Origin of the sequence: Mesorhizobium sp. B2-5-7 (assembly GCF_006440875.1) — a bacterium.
Lineage (GTDB): Bacteria > Pseudomonadota > Alphaproteobacteria > Rhizobiales > Rhizobiaceae > Mesorhizobium > Mesorhizobium australicum.
In genome coordinates, this window is record NZ_VFUO01000008.1 from 160858 (window position 1) to 176700 (window position 15843).

14 protein-coding genes and 1 tRNA gene are annotated in these 15843 nt (G+C 60.6%); 5 read left to right on the forward strand and 10 right to left on the reverse strand.

Going from position 1 to position 15843, the window contains the following annotated elements:
* Position 1: 1 nt before the first annotated feature.
* From FJ543_RS28550 to FJ543_RS28565, 4 genes are all read right to left on the reverse strand, one after another.
* On the reverse strand, positions 2-1609 hold the full coding sequence (locus tag FJ543_RS28550; protein WP_140878542.1) for a carboxyl transferase domain-containing protein: 1608 nt from the start codon (positions 1607-1609) through the stop codon (positions 2-4).
* Position 1610: 1 nt separating this feature from the next.
* Positions 1611-2774 carry an isovaleryl-CoA dehydrogenase gene (locus tag FJ543_RS28555; RefSeq protein ID WP_140878544.1) on the reverse strand — a complete coding sequence of 388 codons (1164 nt, stop codon included), beginning with the start codon at positions 2772-2774 and terminating at the stop codon, positions 1611-1613.
* Positions 2743-3393, reverse strand: a complete 651-nt coding sequence (locus FJ543_RS28560) for a TetR/AcrR family transcriptional regulator (protein ID WP_140878546.1) — start codon at positions 3391-3393, stop codon at positions 2743-2745. Before FJ543_RS28560 ends, FJ543_RS28555 begins: the two co-directional genes overlap by 32 nt.
* A gap of 66 nt (positions 3394-3459) precedes the next feature.
* Positions 3460-3744 (reverse strand): acylphosphatase, encoded by a 285-nt coding sequence (locus FJ543_RS28565; RefSeq protein ID WP_140788136.1) that lies wholly within the window; start codon positions 3742-3744, stop codon positions 3460-3462.
* Between the two features lie 68 nt (positions 3745-3812).
* On the opposite strand from FJ543_RS28565, the gene FJ543_RS31620 reads away from it, so the two are divergent.
* Positions 3813-4082: a hypothetical protein gene (locus FJ543_RS31620; RefSeq protein WP_181174105.1), complete on the forward strand. Its 270-nt coding sequence runs from the start codon at positions 3813-3815 to the stop codon at positions 4080-4082.
* On the opposite strand, the gene FJ543_RS28575 is transcribed toward FJ543_RS31620, so the two are convergent.
* Positions 4079-5191, reverse strand: coding sequence for a pyridoxal phosphate-dependent aminotransferase (locus FJ543_RS28575; protein ID WP_140878548.1), 1113 nt, complete (start codon positions 5189-5191; stop codon positions 4079-4081). The two genes, FJ543_RS31620 and FJ543_RS28575, sit on opposite strands and share 4 nt — an antisense overlap.
* Before the next feature lie 120 nt (positions 5192-5311).
* Between FJ543_RS28575 and FJ543_RS28580 the strand changes: the two genes are divergently transcribed.
* The gene (locus tag FJ543_RS28580; RefSeq protein WP_140878550.1) at positions 5312-6976 is read left to right on the forward strand and encodes a tetratricopeptide repeat-containing sulfotransferase family protein; all 1665 of its coding nucleotides are present in this window, start codon (positions 5312-5314) and stop codon (positions 6974-6976) included.
* Between the two features lie 236 nt (positions 6977-7212).
* A complete protein-coding gene (locus FJ543_RS28585) occupies positions 7213-8874 on the forward strand; it encodes a sulfotransferase (protein ID WP_140878552.1) in 1662 nt (553 codons plus the stop codon).
* 124 nt (positions 8875-8998) lie between these two features.
* Here FJ543_RS28585 and FJ543_RS28590 read toward each other — a convergent pair whose 3' ends face one another.
* From FJ543_RS28590 to FJ543_RS28600, 3 genes are all read right to left on the reverse strand, one after another.
* On the reverse strand, positions 8999-10192 hold the full coding sequence (locus tag FJ543_RS28590; RefSeq protein ID WP_015318591.1) for a porin: 1194 nt from the start codon (positions 10190-10192) through the stop codon (positions 8999-9001).
* Positions 10193-10288: 96 nt separating this feature from the next.
* The gene (locus FJ543_RS28595) at positions 10289-10540 is read right to left on the reverse strand and encodes a GIY-YIG nuclease family protein (RefSeq protein WP_140618505.1); all 252 of its coding nucleotides are present in this window, start codon (positions 10538-10540) and stop codon (positions 10289-10291) included.
* Positions 10541-10634: 94 nt separating this feature from the next.
* Positions 10635-10725 (reverse strand) — tRNA-Ser (locus FJ543_RS28600).
* A gap of 451 nt (positions 10726-11176) precedes the next feature.
* Between FJ543_RS28600 and FJ543_RS28605 the strand changes: the two genes are divergently transcribed.
* Entirely contained in the window at positions 11177-12313 is a 1137-nt protein-coding gene (locus tag FJ543_RS28605) for a porin (protein WP_015318589.1), read from the forward strand.
* Positions 12314-12552: 239 nt separating this feature from the next.
* Entirely contained in the window at positions 12553-13632 is a 1080-nt protein-coding gene (locus FJ543_RS28610; protein WP_041163487.1) for a site-specific integrase, read from the forward strand.
* Positions 13633-13690: 58 nt separating this feature from the next.
* Here FJ543_RS28610 and FJ543_RS28615 read toward each other — a convergent pair whose 3' ends face one another.
* Positions 13691-14590, reverse strand: a complete 900-nt coding sequence (locus tag FJ543_RS28615) for an alpha/beta hydrolase (RefSeq protein ID WP_015318587.1) — start codon at positions 14588-14590, stop codon at positions 13691-13693.
* Between the two features lie 109 nt (positions 14591-14699).
* A partial coding sequence (locus FJ543_RS28620) for a lytic transglycosylase domain-containing protein (RefSeq protein ID WP_246678893.1) occupies positions 14700-15843 on the reverse strand: 1144 nt, incomplete at its 5' end.

Here is a 15843-nt window from a genome sequence, read left to right on the forward strand (position 1 = left end):
CTCACATCCTGAACACGCCGAAGCGTGTCTCCTCGATCTCGGCGTTGAGCGACGCGGAAAGGCTGAGCGCCAGCACCTCGCGTGTCCTGGCCGGATCGATGATGCCGTCGTCCCAGAGGCGGGCGGACGAGTAGAGCGGATGGCCCTCATGCTCGTATTTCATCAGGATCGGCTTCTTGAATTTCGCTTCCTCCTCGGCGCTCCACTCGCCGCCCTTTCGCTCGATGCCTTCGCGCTTGACCATGGCGAGCACGGTTGCCGCCTGTTCGCCGCCCATCACCGAGATGCGCGCGTTCGGCCACATCCACAGGAAGCGCGGTGAGTAGGCGCGGCCGCACATGCCGTAGTTGCCGGCGCCGAACGAACCGCCGATGATGACGGTCACCTTCGGCACCCTGGCGGTCGCCACCGCCATCACCAGCTTGGCGCCGTCCTTGGCGATGCCGCCCGCCTCGTATTTGCGGCCGACCATAAAGCCGGTGATATTCTGAAGGAAAACCAGCGGAATCTTGCGCTGACAGCACAACTCGATGAAGTGCGCGCCCTTCAGCGCGCTTTCGGAAAACAGCACGCCATTATTGGCGATGACGCCGACCGGCATGCCATGGAGGTGGGCGAAACCGGTAATCAGCGTGGTGCCGTAGTTCTGCTTGAACTCATCGAATTCGGAGCCGTCGACGATGCGCGCGATCACCTCGCGCACGTCATAGGGCTGGCGCAGGTCGGTCGGGACGATGCCATAGAGCTCATCCGCGGGATGAAGCGGCTGATGAGCTTTCTGTAAGCTCAGGCTTACAGCCTTGTTCCGATTCAGGTTCTTGATGATGCGCCGGCAAATGGCGAGCGCGTGTTCGTCGTCCAGCGCATAGTGATCGGCGACGCCGGAAAGCCTGGTGTGTACATCCGCGCCGCCCAATTCCTCGGCGCTGACGTCTTCGCCGGTGGCCGCCTTCACCAGCGGCGGTCCGCCGAGGAAGATGGTCGCCTGGTTGCGCACCATGATCGTCTCGTCCGACATCGCCGGCACATAGGCGCCGCCAGCGGTGCAGGAGCCCATGACGCAGGCGATCTGCGGAATGCCGGCCGCCGACATGTTGGCCTGGTTGTAGAAGATGCGGCCGAAATGCTCGCGGTCGGGAAAGACCTCGTCCTGGTTGGGCAGGTTGGCGCCGCCGCTGTCGACCAGATAGACGCATGGCAAATTGTTCTGCAGCGCGATCTCCTGCGCGCGCAGATGCTTCTTCACCGTCAGCGGATAGTAGGTGCCGCCCTTCACCGTGGCGTCGTTGACAACGACCATCACCTCGGTGCTCTCGACGCGGCCGATGCCGGCGATCAGGCCGGCCGACGCAATCTCCTCGCCATACATGGACCATGCCGCGAACTGGCCGATCTCGAGGAAGGGCGAACCGGTGTCCAGCAATTGCGCCAGGCGTTCGCGCGGCAGCAGCTTGCCACGACCGACATGGCGATCGCGGGCCTCATCCGAGCCGCCGCGCTCGACTGTCCTGGCCTTTTCAGCGATGTCGGCAACCAGCGCGCGCATGCGCTCGGCATTGGCACGGAAGGTTTCGGAGGAGGGCGAGATCTGGGTTTGGAGGATAGCCATGCTACACCCCCTCCGCCATGATCTCGCGGCCGATCAGCCAGCGACGGATCTCGCTGGTGCCGGCGCCGATCTCGTAGAGCTTCGCGTCGCGCAAAAGCCGGCCGGTCGGATAGTCGTTGATATAGCCGTTGCCGCCAAGCAGCTGGATCGCGTCGAGTGCCATCTGCGTCGCTTTCTCGGCGGCGAACAGCACGCATCCAGCTGCATCCTTGCGGCTGGTCTGGCCGCGGTCGCAGGCGGCGGCGACGGCGTATACGTAGGCACGCGCGGCGTTCATCGCCGTATACATGTCGGCAAGCTTGCCTTGCACCAGCTGGAATTCCCCGATCGGCTGGCCGAACTGCTTGCGCTCGTGAACATAGGGGATCGCTACGTCGAGGCAGGCCGCCATCAGGCCGATCGGGCCGCCGGCAAGCACGGTGCGCTCATAGTCGAGGCCGGACATCAGCACCTCGACGCCGCGTCCTTCCTCGTGCAGCACATTGTCGAACGGCACCTCGACGTCCGAAAAGACCAGTTCGCCGGTGTTGGACCCCCGCATGCCGAGCTTGTCGAGTTTCTGCGCCACCGAAAACCCCGGCATCGCCTTTTCGACGATGAAGGCGGTGATGCCGCGCGATTTCCGGTCCGGGTCGGTTTTGGCGTAGACGACCAGCGTTTCGGCATCCGGGCCGTTGGTGATCCACATCTTGGTGCCGTTGAGCACATAGCGATCATTGCGCTTTTCGGCGCGCAGCTTGAGCGACACCACGTCGGAGCCGGCGCCGGGCTCCGACATGGCCAGCGCGCCGACGTGCTCGCCTGAACATAGCGGCGGCAGGTATTTTTCCTTCTGTGCCGGCGTTGCCCAGCGGTTGATCTGGTTGACGCAGAGATTGGAGTGGGCGCCGTAGGAAAGGCCGACCGATGCCGAGGCGCGCGAAATCTCCTCGACCGCGATCACGTGGGCGAGATAGCCCATGCCGCTGCCGCCGAAATCGGGATCGGCGGTTATGCCGAGCAGGCCAAGAGCGCCGAGTTCTGCCCATAGATGCGCCGGGAATTCGTTCTCCCTGTCGATGTCAGCGGCTATCGGCGCGATTCGGTCCTGGGCGAAGCGCCGCACCAGGTCGCGCAGCGCCTCGACGTCCTCATCATGCCCGAAGCTGAGCGTGTTCGTGTACATGCCGTTCCTCCCCGGTACCAATGCCGATGTTCGCGCCGACCAGGCGCATTGTCATCGAAAGGTATGTCTGCGTGACCTCGGCGATCGACAATCGCTCGCCCGGCCGGAACCAGACGATGACGCCGGTCATCATCTGGATCAGAGCCATGGCCGTCAGGCCGGTGTCCTCGATGCGGAAAATACCCGCCTCGGCGCCATCGCGCAGGATCGAACGCAGGTCCTTTTCGTAGGCCGTGCGCATGCGCAGGATCTGTGTCAGCCTGTCGGGCGACAGGCTGCGCAATTCCATGTTCGACACATGCGTGGCGTGGCGGCGCCCGATATGAAAGGCGATGTGGTTGCGCACATAGGCGGCAAGCTGCCGCACCGGATCCGCGTCGGCCGGCCTGGAACGCTTCCAGGCCTCGCGAAGCGCTTGCATATGGTCGCGCATCAGCGTGAACAGCAGGTCTTCCTTGGTCGGAAAATAGCGATAGAGCGCGGCCGCCTGCACGCCGACCTCGGCGGCCAGCTGGCGCATCGACATTGCTTCATAACCGTAACGCGCAATCAGGGTGGCCGCCGCTTCACGGACTGCCGCTTCGGTTCGCTCGCCGTGTGATCCTGTGGTGCGCGCCATCGTCGCCTCGTTGACGGCAGAATAATAAAACAAACGTTCAATTAATTCAAGCAGGCGGAAATCCGTCTATCCGATGATCCTGAAATCTCCAGGCGTGGCCCAGGTTTCCAGCTCTTCCACATCGATGCGAGAGACAGCCGCGCCAGGCGGGCCTTGCCGAAGCCGTTCAATCATGGCCGCAATCGCCGCGTCGGCGCCGGTAAGCCATGCCGTCACCGAGCGGTCTCTTTCGTTGCGCACCCAGCCCAACAGCCCGAGCCTTGTCGCTTCATCGCGCGTCCACGCCCTGTAGCCGACCCCTTGGACCGTGCCGTATATGTGCGCCTGCACTGCCCTTTTCCGCTCATTCATGGCTCGCTCCCGTTCCATAGAGTCTGGCGCAGCATCGAACGAAGGCAACGGTTGAAACGGTGACCCCGATGAAAATCGAGGGCCTCCGTTCCAAATTTTCTGCCGCCGGCCTGACCGAGATGTGTACCGATCCCGCGCCACTCCGGCCGCGCGTTCTTTCGCTCACCGCGCGCGGCCAGGCTGCGCTTGCCGCACTTCATGCGGCCACGGATCGTGATCTGGCCCGCCTGACCGCGGGCTTGAATGACAGGGAAGCCGCGGAATTGTCGGATGTGCTGGCGCGTGCCGGACATCTGCTCGGCGCCGCGATGGCTCCCGAGCGCCGCGAAGTGCCCTAGTTTCCGCGCGCCGCTGCCAAGGCGCCAGGCAATTCCTCGGCGAAGATGTCCAGTTCGTGGGCGAGACCGACGCTGACGCGGATGCAGTGGTCGAGCCGTGGCGCCATCGGCTTGCGGATGAAGACGTCGCGCGACAACAGCCCCTGCAGCACTTTCACGGCGAAAGCACCGTCATGGCCGCAGTCGATGGTGACGAAATTGGTCGCCGAGGCGAGCGGCTTCAACCCGTTCTGTTCGGCGATATCAGCAATGCGCCGACGTCCGGCGGCGACCCGGGCCACCACCGTCTCGAGATAGGCCTGGTCGGCGAGCGCCTCGACGCCGGCGATCTGCGCCATGCGGCTGACGCCATAGTGGTTGCGGATCTTCTCGAAGTCGCTGATCACTTGCGTCTCGGCCAACGCATAGCCGCAGCGTATGCCGGCAAGTCCATAGGCCTTCGAAAAGGTTCGCATGCGGATGACGTTCGGCCGCGAGATGTCGATCGGCGGCAGGGCCGAGGCTGGTCCCAATTCGCCATAGGCCTCGTCGAGCACCAGCATGGTGGTTTCCGGCAAGGCTTCGATGAAGCGGATGACCTCGTCGGCTTCCCACCAACTGCCCATCGGATTGTCCGGGTTGGACAGATAGACCAGCGGCGCCTTCTCCCTGACGACCGCATCCAGCAGACCGTCAAGGCTTTCGCGATCATTCTCGTAAGGGACGGTCACCAGCCGGCCGCCGACACCGGCAATATGGAAGTTGAAGGTCGGATAGGCGCCGAGCGAGGTGACCACGGCATCGCCAGGCGCCACGTACATGCGCGCCACCAGGCTGAGCAGACCGTCGATGCCTTCGCCGACCACGATATTTTCGACCGCCACATGGTGATGCGCCGCAGCCGCGACCTTCAGATCGTAATTGTCCGGGTCGCAATACATCCACTGGTCGCGCGCGACGCTCTCCATGCGGGCGATGACGCGCGGCGAAGGACCAAAACTGCTCTCATTGGCGCCGATACGGGCACGGAAAGCGCGCCCGCGCTCACGCTGCTGCGCTTCGGGGCCGACAAACGGCACGGTCGACGGAAGCGCTGCGATGAGGGGTGAGAGGGCAGGGCGCTGAGGCATGTCGGAAGCTCGCTTGGAAGGGACCTTCTTGCTAACGCGCCGGCTTATTAGGTGCAAGTTGCTCGCAGGCAGCAATTTGTCATGCTGGATTCGGCCGTGTCTTTTTGGTAGCCAGACACGATGAACAATCGTCTGCCGCCTGCCTGGTCCAAGCATCTGAAAACTCTGTCCGGACCGAAAAACCCGCAGTCGAAAATCGCCGAACCCAAAGCGGGGTCGCTATCACACGCGCAGGCCGATGACGCACTGCTCAGGCGGGCGGTAGAACTTCATCGGGCAAATCGGTTGCCGGAGGCGGAGGCGCTGTGTCAGCGTGTATTGGCTCATGCCCCGCGACACCCCCTTGCCTTGTATCTGCTTGGAACCTTTGCGCTCGGGCTGGATGACGAGATGGCCATTCGCTGTTTTGAGCGAGCGGTAAAGGAGGCACCTCAAAATCCGCATTACCATCTGACCCTGGGTGAAACCTATTTGAAAGTCGGCGAGCATACGGATGCAATCAGGCATTTCGAGCGTGCTTGCGAATTGAAGGCCGACTGGGTCGAGGCGCTTTGTGCGCTGGGCCGCGCCTACACCGGATTCGGCAAAGCCGACCTCGCGGTGCCCCTCTATGAGAAAGCGCTCAAGATCGATGACGGCCGTTCCGCTATCCGAATAGGGTTGGCCAACGCGCTTGTAAGCCTCGGCCGGATGGATGAGGCGGCAAACTACATGAAAGAGGCGATCGCCCGTGGCCAGGATGTCGCCGCTGCTTACAACGGCCTGGTCGGTATACGAAAATTCAAGGAAGAGCCGACGGAGTTAAAATCCATTCTGGCTGAACTGAAGAATCCGGCGCTTGATAACAAAAGTATACAACAACTCCACTACGCGGCCGGGAAGGTGCTCAACGATATCAGGCGCTATGACGAGGCGATGGGCCATTTTCAGCAGGCAAAGCGCTCGACCCGCGGCTTTGACCTTGAGGCTTACCGCCGCGGCATCGATTTCTTGATCGAACTGTTCAGCCCCGAGATGTTGGCCGCCAAGACAGGACATGGAAGCTCTTCGGAAGTGCCTGTCTTCGTGCTTGGCATGCCACGTTCAGGCACCACTTTGACCGAGCAAATCTGTGCGAGCCACCCGGATGCTTATGGCGCTGGCGAGCTGACAAAACTCCGGCGCATCACAAACAGTCTCGCGCCCAAAACGCGCTCGCCCGAAGAATTGCGAAGCTCGATCCTGACCATGACGGTGAATCAGTCGAAGGCTTTGGCTGAAGACTATCTTGCCCATATCCGTCAACGGTCCCCCAACGCCCAGCGTATCGTCGACAAATTGCCGCATAATTTCGAACTTATCGGCCTTATAAGGCTTCTGTTTCCCAAGGCACGCATCATTCACTGCCGTCGAGATGCTATCGACAACTGCCTCTCGTGTTATTTCCTGGGTTTCAATGAGGACAATAGTTATACCGCGGATCTCCATATGCTCGGACTGTATTATCGCGAATACGACCGGCTTATGCGGCACTGGGATAAGGTCTTTCCAGGCCAAATCCTTGAGACCCGCTATGAGGACATGGTCTCCGACCAGGAAGCGCAATCGCGCCGCTTGATCGACCATCTGGGGCTGCCCTGGGACGACGCCTGTCTGCGGTTCTTTGACAAGCCAGGTTCGGTGAACACGTTTAGCCGCTGGCAGGTTCGACAACCGATCTACACCTCGTCTATCAATCGCTGGAAGGGCTATGGAAGTTCAATCCTGCCGCTGATTGAGGCCCTTGGAGACTTGGCTGAGACTTAGTCTGGCACGCTTGCGCCGGAACGATGTCGAGATTTGGCCGTGGCTGCGCGAGACGTCCTGCCCCTCTGGCCTAAATCCGTTAAGCGGGTGGATGCACGCGAGTGCAGGACTGGATCAGATCTGCAGGCGTAGGGGAGAAAGATTTCGGTATCAAATAGTTCTGGGAAGTCTCCAGGTAACGGCCGGTGGTCTATCCCATGCTGGATTCTGTCGGCCGTTTTTGCTAGCGAGGCACGATGAACTCACGGCTGCCCCCAACCTGGTCCAAGCATCTCAAGGCACAGCCAGTGCAAAAGGCCAGACCCTTCGCCCAACCGGCTAAGCCTGGATCGTTGCTTGGGCCAACCGATGACATGCTGCTTAGACAAGCGCTGGAACTACAGAAAGCTGGACGGCTGCCGGAAGCCGAAGAACTCTGCCATCGTGTTCTGACGCGCTCGCCCAATCACGCGCTTGCCCTCTACATTCTTGGCACGCTGGGGCTCGGTTTCGACGACGAACTGGCGATCAAGTATTTCGCCCGCGCGGCAGCGAAGGAGTCGAAAAATCCATACTATCAGCTCAGTCTGGGGGAGGCCTTTCTAAAGGTCGCGGATTATCCGCTTGCGATTCATCATTTGCAGCGCGCCTGCGAGCTGAAGCCCGATCTCACGGATGCTCTTCGTCGACTTGGCGAAGCATATTTCATGTTCGAAAAGGCGGACGTGGCTGTGCCGCTCTATGAAAAAGCGCTCGAAATTGACCCCGACAACGCATTCGTCCGGACGGCCCTTGCGAATGCTCTCGTTGCCCTCGGCCGCATGGACGAAGCTACGGTTTGCCTGAAGGAGAGCATCGACAGGCGCATGAGCGTGCCGTCGTCCTACAATACGCTTGTAGCGGTTCGAAAATTCTCCGCCGAGCCACCCGAACTCAAAGCCATTCTGGACGAGCTTCAAAAAACGGCGAATCCCGCCGATGAGCCCTACCAGCTTCATATGGCCGCCGGTAAGGTCTTGGATGATCTTGGTCGCCACGATGAGGCCATGGACCATTTTCTCAGAGCCGCAACGAACAAGGGGTTCGATTTTGACATTGAATCCTACGGTCGACAGGTCGATGCGTGGATCGAGCTGTTCAGTCCGGAGTTCTTCGCGGCGAGGGTGGGATATGGTGATCCATCTGAGACGCCTGTATTCGTGCTTGGAATGCCGCGTTCTGGCACGACGCTGACGGAACAGATCTGCTCGAGCCATCCCGATGTCCACGGCGCGGGCGAACACTCCAAGCTGGGGCGAGTCGCGGTTGCCAACGGTCTTAAACTGCAGCCGGGACGCCCATTGGGACGACCAGTCATGTCGATGACGCGAACGCAATCCAAGGCGCTCGCCGGTGAATATCTATCCAGCTTGCGTCTCAACGCGCCCGAAGCATTGCGAATCGTCGATAAGATGCCTCACAATTTCGAACTTGTGGGCCTCATCGCCCTTCTCTTCCCTAACGCACGGATTGTTCATTGCGTACGCGATCCCGTTGATAATTGTTTTTCTTGCTTCACCTCGAATCTTAACGACGCGCATAAGTATAATTCGGACCTTGCGGTGCTTGGGCTTTACTACCGCGAGTACGATCGCCTGATGCGCTATTGGAAGTCGATTTTTCCGGGACGCATTTTCGAGAATCGCTATGAAGACCTTGTTTCCGACCAGGAGGGGCAGTCCCGTCGGCTTGTGGAGCATCTGGGTTTGGAGTGGCACGACGCCTGCCTCCGTTTCTTCGAAAGGGCTGGCTCCGTCAGAACCCTCAGCCACTGGCAGGTTCGTCAGCCGATCTACAAATCATCGGTCAAGCGTTGGAAGCACTACGAAGGCAGGCTTCGGCCATTGATCGAAGCCTTGGGGGATTTGGCTGAAGGCTAGCCGTTCTCAGTTGTTCGAACTGACTTTCTGCGCACGACGGAGGCCCCTTACCTGCGATAGTTGCAAGCGGCCTAAAAAAACCCGGCGGTTGCCCGCCGGGTTTGATTTCGCCAAGGCGAATTGACTAGAAGTCGCGTTGGAAGCGGAGGAGACCGCCGACGTTGTCCTTCTTGGTCGCGTTGACCCACACGGACTGGTTGTCGATGGCGCCTTGGCCGACGCGCTGCCAGTCGACTTCCGCCGTGACGGTGAGGCCGGGAACGACGGTGTAGGCGACGTTCGCCGCGACACCGATGTCCTTCCAGTCATCATACGACGCCTGGAGGTTGAACGATGTCTTTTCGTTGAACTTGTAGGTGCCGCCGCCCCATGCTGCCCAGTTGCCGCCCCACTGCTTGTAGAAGCCGCGGCCGAGCGCATCGATGTTGTTGGTCGGGTCGTTGAGGTTGTTGTCCGAGCCATAGCCGACCATGGCAAACAGCGACAGTTCGTTGGATACGTTGACGTCCAGGCGAACCTTGCCGGCGACTTCTTCGTAGTTGCTGTCATAGGCGACGACGCCGGTGATGGCGCCCCAGCCCTGTGTCCACTTCACACCGCCGACGACATGCGGAACATAGCTGTCGATGGTGCCAACCTCACCGGAGCCTTCTTCCAGCGAGACCACGGCCGAGAAGCCGTTTCCAGCGTCGAAGTAGTATTGGATGACGTTGGTCTGGAAATTGCCGTAAGGGACGATCGTATCGTTGATGACGTTACCGGCGTAGCCGATGAACGTATCAAAGGCCGATTCGTCAGCGCCGACACGCAGACCGCCGAGCTGGATCCAGGCAAATTCCAAGGCGCTGGTCTTGTTGCGCGCCTGCCAGCCGTCGCCGCCAGCGTTAGGGTTCGCTTCGGTGTTGCCTGCGAGACCAGGGGTGCCATAGTCGCCGTAGCTGTTGCCGAAGTTGATGCGGTACTCAGTGTAGGTCTTCAACGTACCGAGTTCGGTTTCCTGGCCAGTCCAGGTCTTCAGCGTGAAGCGGGTCTGCTTCCAGTAGGTCGAGTCGTCATCACCGTGCTGGTGGTCCGTGACGTGATTGACGCCATCGAACGAGCCACCGTCGCCCACACCGATATCCTCACGAATATAGCCGCCGACGCGCAGGCAGGTTTCGGTGCCGGGGATGTAGAAGTAGCCAGCGCCGTAGACGTCGCAAATCTTGACGTATTCAGCGGGCTCCGGCTCGGCGACGACGACGGCGTCGGCGGCGCGCGCACCGGAAACTGCGATCAGGGCCGCAGCGGAGCCGAGAAGAAGGCTCTTGATGTTCATTTTCTGACCTCCAGTCAGAATCGCGAGCGAAGGCCGACGAAAAGCTGCCAGGAGAGCCGTTTTCCTTTTTATTTCAGGTAGATAATATGATGGCGGTCAGCGAGGCGCGGTCTGCAAGAAACGCTTGGTCGCGAAAGCCTTGCCCGATCCGGTCTTGAAATATCTCTCGAGTTGGCGAGCGTTGGCCTCGGTTTCGACCGCGATGTAGCTCTTCAAGGCTACGGGCAGGTAGGCCTTTGTCGATGGAACATTGCCCAATCGGTGCGATTCGGTGCGGCGTCGAAGGTCGTTTGTCGATCCGACATAGATATCGCCGTTACGGAGCTCCAGGAAATAGACGTACCACATGGTCCCCCTACGCTACTTCGTAGCTTCGGGCGACACTCCTACGCCCAAATGCGGTTCCGGGTGGCCTGCCACCCGAAGCCCGCAGGGCGTAGGGTGGCGGAGAGGATGGGATTCGAACCCACGAGAAGCTTTTGACCTCTACTCCCTTAGCAGGGGAGCGCCTTCGACCACTCGGCCACCTCTCCGTTGAGCCGCTGGATAAAGAAAAGCGCCGGCACAATCAACAAGCCCGCATCATTAATATAGAAAATAACGGCGCTCTGTCGCCGCGGATTTCCGCGATGGGGCGGTAATGCGGCAAATCCCTGGCAGGTGACTCGCGGCCTCGCCACGATTCCATCGGCCGAATGCCGGATTCGGCCGGAAATAGCCGGCTGCGGCGGGCCCGATGGTTAACGAGAGCTTTCTGAGTGAGGCCAAATCGTGTCATTTGTGCAACAACGCTGGGGGATAGCAGCCGAACAGCCCTTTCGCCGGTACGATCGTTGTTGAACGCCGCCGGCTCATGGGTAATGTCGAGTTCGAAGGAGCGGCGCGGTGCGCATCTTTTTCGGTAGTGGGGATGGGGCAGGGAACGCTGTCCTTCAGCAAAGAATACCCAGACCCGTTTTTTAACTTTTGACTGGAGGTCAGAAAATGAACATCAAGAGCCTTCTTCTCGGCTCCGCTGCGGCCCTGATCGCAGTTTCCGGTGCGCGCGCCGCCGACGCCGTCGTCGTCGCCGAGCCGGAGCCCGCTGAATACGTCAAGATTTGCGACGTCTACGGCGCTGGCTACTTCTACATCCCCGGCACCGAGACCTGCCTGCGCATCGGCGGCTATGTCCGCTACGACATCGGCGTGGGTGATGCCGGCGCATTCGGTGGCGCCCAGAACGTTCCGGACCATATGGGCGATGGCGATCACGACACCTACTGGAAGAACGCCCGCTTCACGCTGAAGACCTGGACCGGCCAGGAAACCGAACTCGGCACGTTGAAGACCTATACCGAGACCCGCTTCAACTTCGGCAACAACTATGGCGACTATGACTTCCCGCAGACTGGCACGTTCGAGGCGCACAACAAGGGCGTTTCGCTGAATTTCGCCTGGATCCAGCTTGGTGGTCTCCGCGTTGGTAAGGATGAATCGGCCTTCGATACGTTCATCGGCTACGCCGGCAACGTCATTGAGGACACGATCGTCCCCTACGGCAATTTCGACACCAACGTCGTTCAGTACTACTTTGACGCCGGCAACGGCTTCTCGGCTGTGGTCTCGCTGGAAGAAGGCGCAGGCGCCGATACCATCGACAGCTACGTTCCGCATGTTGTCGGCGGTCTGAAGTGGACCCAGGGCTGGGGCGCTCTCACCGGCGTCGTTTCCTATGACAGCAACTACGAAGAAGTTGCCGGCAAGGTTCGTTTGGACGTCAACGTCTCCAACGAGCTGTCGCTCTGGATCATGGGCGGCTATGGCTCGGACGACAACCTCAACGACTTCGGTACCGGCCGCGGCTTCTACAAGCAGTGGGGCGGCAACTGGGCAGTGTGGGGCGGTGGCACCTACAAGTTCAACGAGAAGACCTCGTTCAACGCTCAGATCTCGTATGACGACTGGAAGAACCTCGGCATCGCTGCGAACATCGCCTATGACGTTGTTCCTGGCTTCACGGTCACGGCCGAAGTCGATTACCAGAACGTCGGCGGTGCTGACGACCTGTCGCAAGGCTGGGTCGGTGCGACCAAGAAGAGCAACGTCGCCGGTATCCTCCGCTTCCAGCGCTCTTTCTAAGGGCTGGTTCCTTACAGATGAAATCCAGCCCGGGCGCACAAACGCCCGGGCTGTTTTTGTTTCGTGACTGGGTCAACGCAAACCAAGGAAAGAGGGGGAATCGGTAGCTGAACAGATCCGTAGGTTGGTCTCGTGGGATCCGCGGTGGGCGGGTGAGATCACAACTGCGTGATTTAATCTCTTGAAAGGACGCTCCCAAGCGGATAGGGCTGATCCCAATCCACTCGGGGGAGTGACGGATAATGACCAACGAAGCGATTCAAGAGGGATACCCCTCTGATCAGTTTTCGACGTTTTCTTCTCAGAACTCGAAGATCAACTACACATATAACAAGATAAGAGAAGTAAAGTCATACCGGGTCGGAGAGCTTTTTTCAGCTTATCGAGACATATTGTGGGATGATGGGCGACATAAATATAATGTCAGCTCCTTCATCGGCGAGATAGACGAGATCCTCCTTGGGGAGCGTTTCAGCGCCTTTGACCAGAGTACCCTGGACAACCTTATCGGCACCTTGCGCCAGCGCGGCAACAGCAACGCGACCATCAATCGAAAGATGGCTGCTCTCAGCAAACTGCTGCGCAAGGCTTACAAGATGGGAGATATCCACAGCTTGCCCGAGTTTCGCCGCCAGAAGGAGCGGGCGGGACGAATTCGTTTCCTCGAGAGGGAGGAAGAGGCAAGGCTGTTTGCCGCTATCAAGAGCCGCAGCGAGGATGCTTACCGGCTTTCCGTCTTCCTGGTCGACACCGGATGCCGCCTCGGAGAGGCGCTCGGGCTGATCTGGAACGATATCCAGGAACATCGCGTCTCCTTCTGGATCACCAAATCCGGCCGCAGCCGGACCATTCCGATGACCGAACGGGTCAAGGAGGTCATCAAGCTGCCTCCGGCCGAAGGACGCCGACCCAAGGGCCCGTTCACCCAGCTCAGCCAGGCACAATTCCGCGCCATCTGGAACGATGCCAAGGCGGAAGTCGGCCTCGGCGCCGACGACCAGGTCGTGCCGCACATCCTGCGCCACACCTGCGCTTCGCGTCTTGTCCAGGGCGGCATCGACATCCGCCGCGTGCAGATGTGGCTTGGCCATCAGACCTTGTCGATGACCATGCGCTACGCGCATCTGGCCACCAATGATCTCGATGGTTGCGTTGTCGTGCTGGAGAAGCCTCGCGGCGAGCAACCGGCCGGCAACGCGGAAAGCTCGCTGTTTTCGTCGCCGGTGACGACGCCGTCGGCGAAGCGGAAGCAGACGGATGAGGGCGCTTCGGCGAAGGCGCCGCCAAAGGCGACCCGCAAAAGCTCCAAGGCCAAGTAGTTCCGACAGTTTGCCTTTGCCGCCGTAACAGCCCCGGGATCTGATCTGGTCTTGGGGCTTATTTGCCGCTTATTTGCCTCTCGGCGCGATCGAGAAAAGCAGCAACGGCGACGGGCAGGCTGCCGGTCTCGAGGAAAGGCGCGTGGCCTTGGCCCTCGACCGTGATCGCCTCGAGGTTTGGGTGGCGCTTCTTCATTTCTTCAAGCGTCTCGACGGAGAAAAGTCTCGAACTGGCACCGCGTATGACCAGCATAGGCATGACGGCCAGCGCCTCGAATTGCGCCCACAAATCCGGCAGTTTCTTGCTTAGGTCGAGGGCGGCGAGCGTTTCAACCAGCCTCGGGTCGAAATCCGGCATCAGCCCCTGATCTGTCTCGCGATAGAGCGCTGACGCCATCCGCTCCCAATCCGCCGAAGCGAGGGCGGGAAAGTCGCTGCTATGGGTGTCGCGCAGGGCATCGACAGTCTCGGCACGGCTCTTCGGTCTTGGCGTGGGATCGAGATAGGCGCGGATATGGTCAAGGCCGGCGGGCTCGATCACTGGCCCGATGTCGTTGAGCACGATGGCTTTCAGCGCCGCCGGCTGCATCGCGCCAAGCACATGGATGATCAGCCCGCCGCGAGAGGTGCCGATGAAGGCCGCCTGTTTGATGCCGAGCGCCGTCAGCCCGGCAAGGATGTCCCCCGCCTCGACGCCGACATTATAGTGACTGACATCGGGATCGTAGGCCGACTGTCCGCGTCCGCGATAGTCGAAGGCGATGACCTTGCGCGCAAAGGCGGATCGCGTTGAGAGATAGAGCGCCAGCTCGTGAAAATCCCGCGCATTACGTGTGAGGCCAGGCAGGCAGACGACCGGCCAATGTGCGGAATTCGCTTCGCCATAGACGCGCGCGTGAAGTCTCAGCCCATCTGGCGCGGCATAGAAGAAGTCGGAGAAACCTGGGTTGCTCGACATGGGACGGGTTCTCTAGCCGAAGGGATCGTCCACGTCTGCTATAGACGGAGCGCGGGAGGGTCAAATGGGAAAGGCTCCTCCTTCTCCTCACGAAGGAAGAGCAAAAACTTCAACTCCGCCCGTTCACGAGATCGCCGACGATGTCGTACTTGCCGGAGATACGCATCTTGTAGACCTCGTAATTCTCCATCACGCGCTGCACGTAACTTCTTGTTTCCGTGTAGGGAATCCGTTCGATCCAGTCCACCACCGCATCGATGTCCTTGCCGCGCGGGTCACCATATTTCGCCACCCACTGGCCGGCCCGGGCCGGGCCGGCATTGTAGCCCGCGAAGGTCAATACGTACGAGCCGTTGAAGCGATCCAGCTGTTCGCCGAGGAAGGCCGAACCAAGCGTCGCATTATAGGCGGCGTCGGTTGTCAGTCTGGTCTGCGAAAACTGCAATCCGGCCTTCTTCGCCAACTGCCTGGCGGTTGCCGGCATCAGCTGCAGCAGCCCGCGCGCGCCGGCACTGGATATGGCGCCGATATTGAATTCGCTTTCCTGGCGGGCGATCGCGTAGGCCAGCGCCTTGCCGGAACCGGAAATATTGGCCGAATCGGGGATGACGCCGAGCGGATGCGACAGCGCTCCGACGTCGATGCCCCGCGCTCCGGCGATCTTGCCGATTTTCAGCGCCATGAAATGGTTGTCCTGCTTTTCCGCCAGGACGGCGAGCAGCGCCAGTTCACCCGGACTGGTCAACTGGCCGGCAAGGTCGCGGTAGAGCGTTTCGGCATAGCGGTCGTAGCCCGCCTCCTGCAGTCGCTTGATGGCGGAGACGGCCTCGCGGCCGGCAAAGCTCTGCCGGTCGGCGGCACTTGGCTGGGGATAGACGATGTTGAGCGCCTGCCGGCCGACACGTTCGGCGGCGAGCTGGCCGTAAAACGTGGTGCCGTAGGTCGCCGCACGTCCAAAATAATCCTTGGCATTGCCGGGGCCTCCGACTTCCGCCGCGCGGCCGAGCCAGTAATAGGCGCGCGACAGGGTCATCGGTCCCTGGGCAAGGTCGGCGATGCGCGCGAAATGCGTCGCCGCGAGCTTGGGATCGTTCAGGCCACGCAGCGCGTACCAGCCGGCATGGAACTCGGCTTCCGCCGCATTGGCCGCGCGGCGGAAGTCGGAGCCCCCGGCAATGCCAAGGATTATTTTGGCCGTGCGGCGACCTACGGCACCACGGTTTCCGGCAAGCGCGCCGCCGACCGTGTCGGCC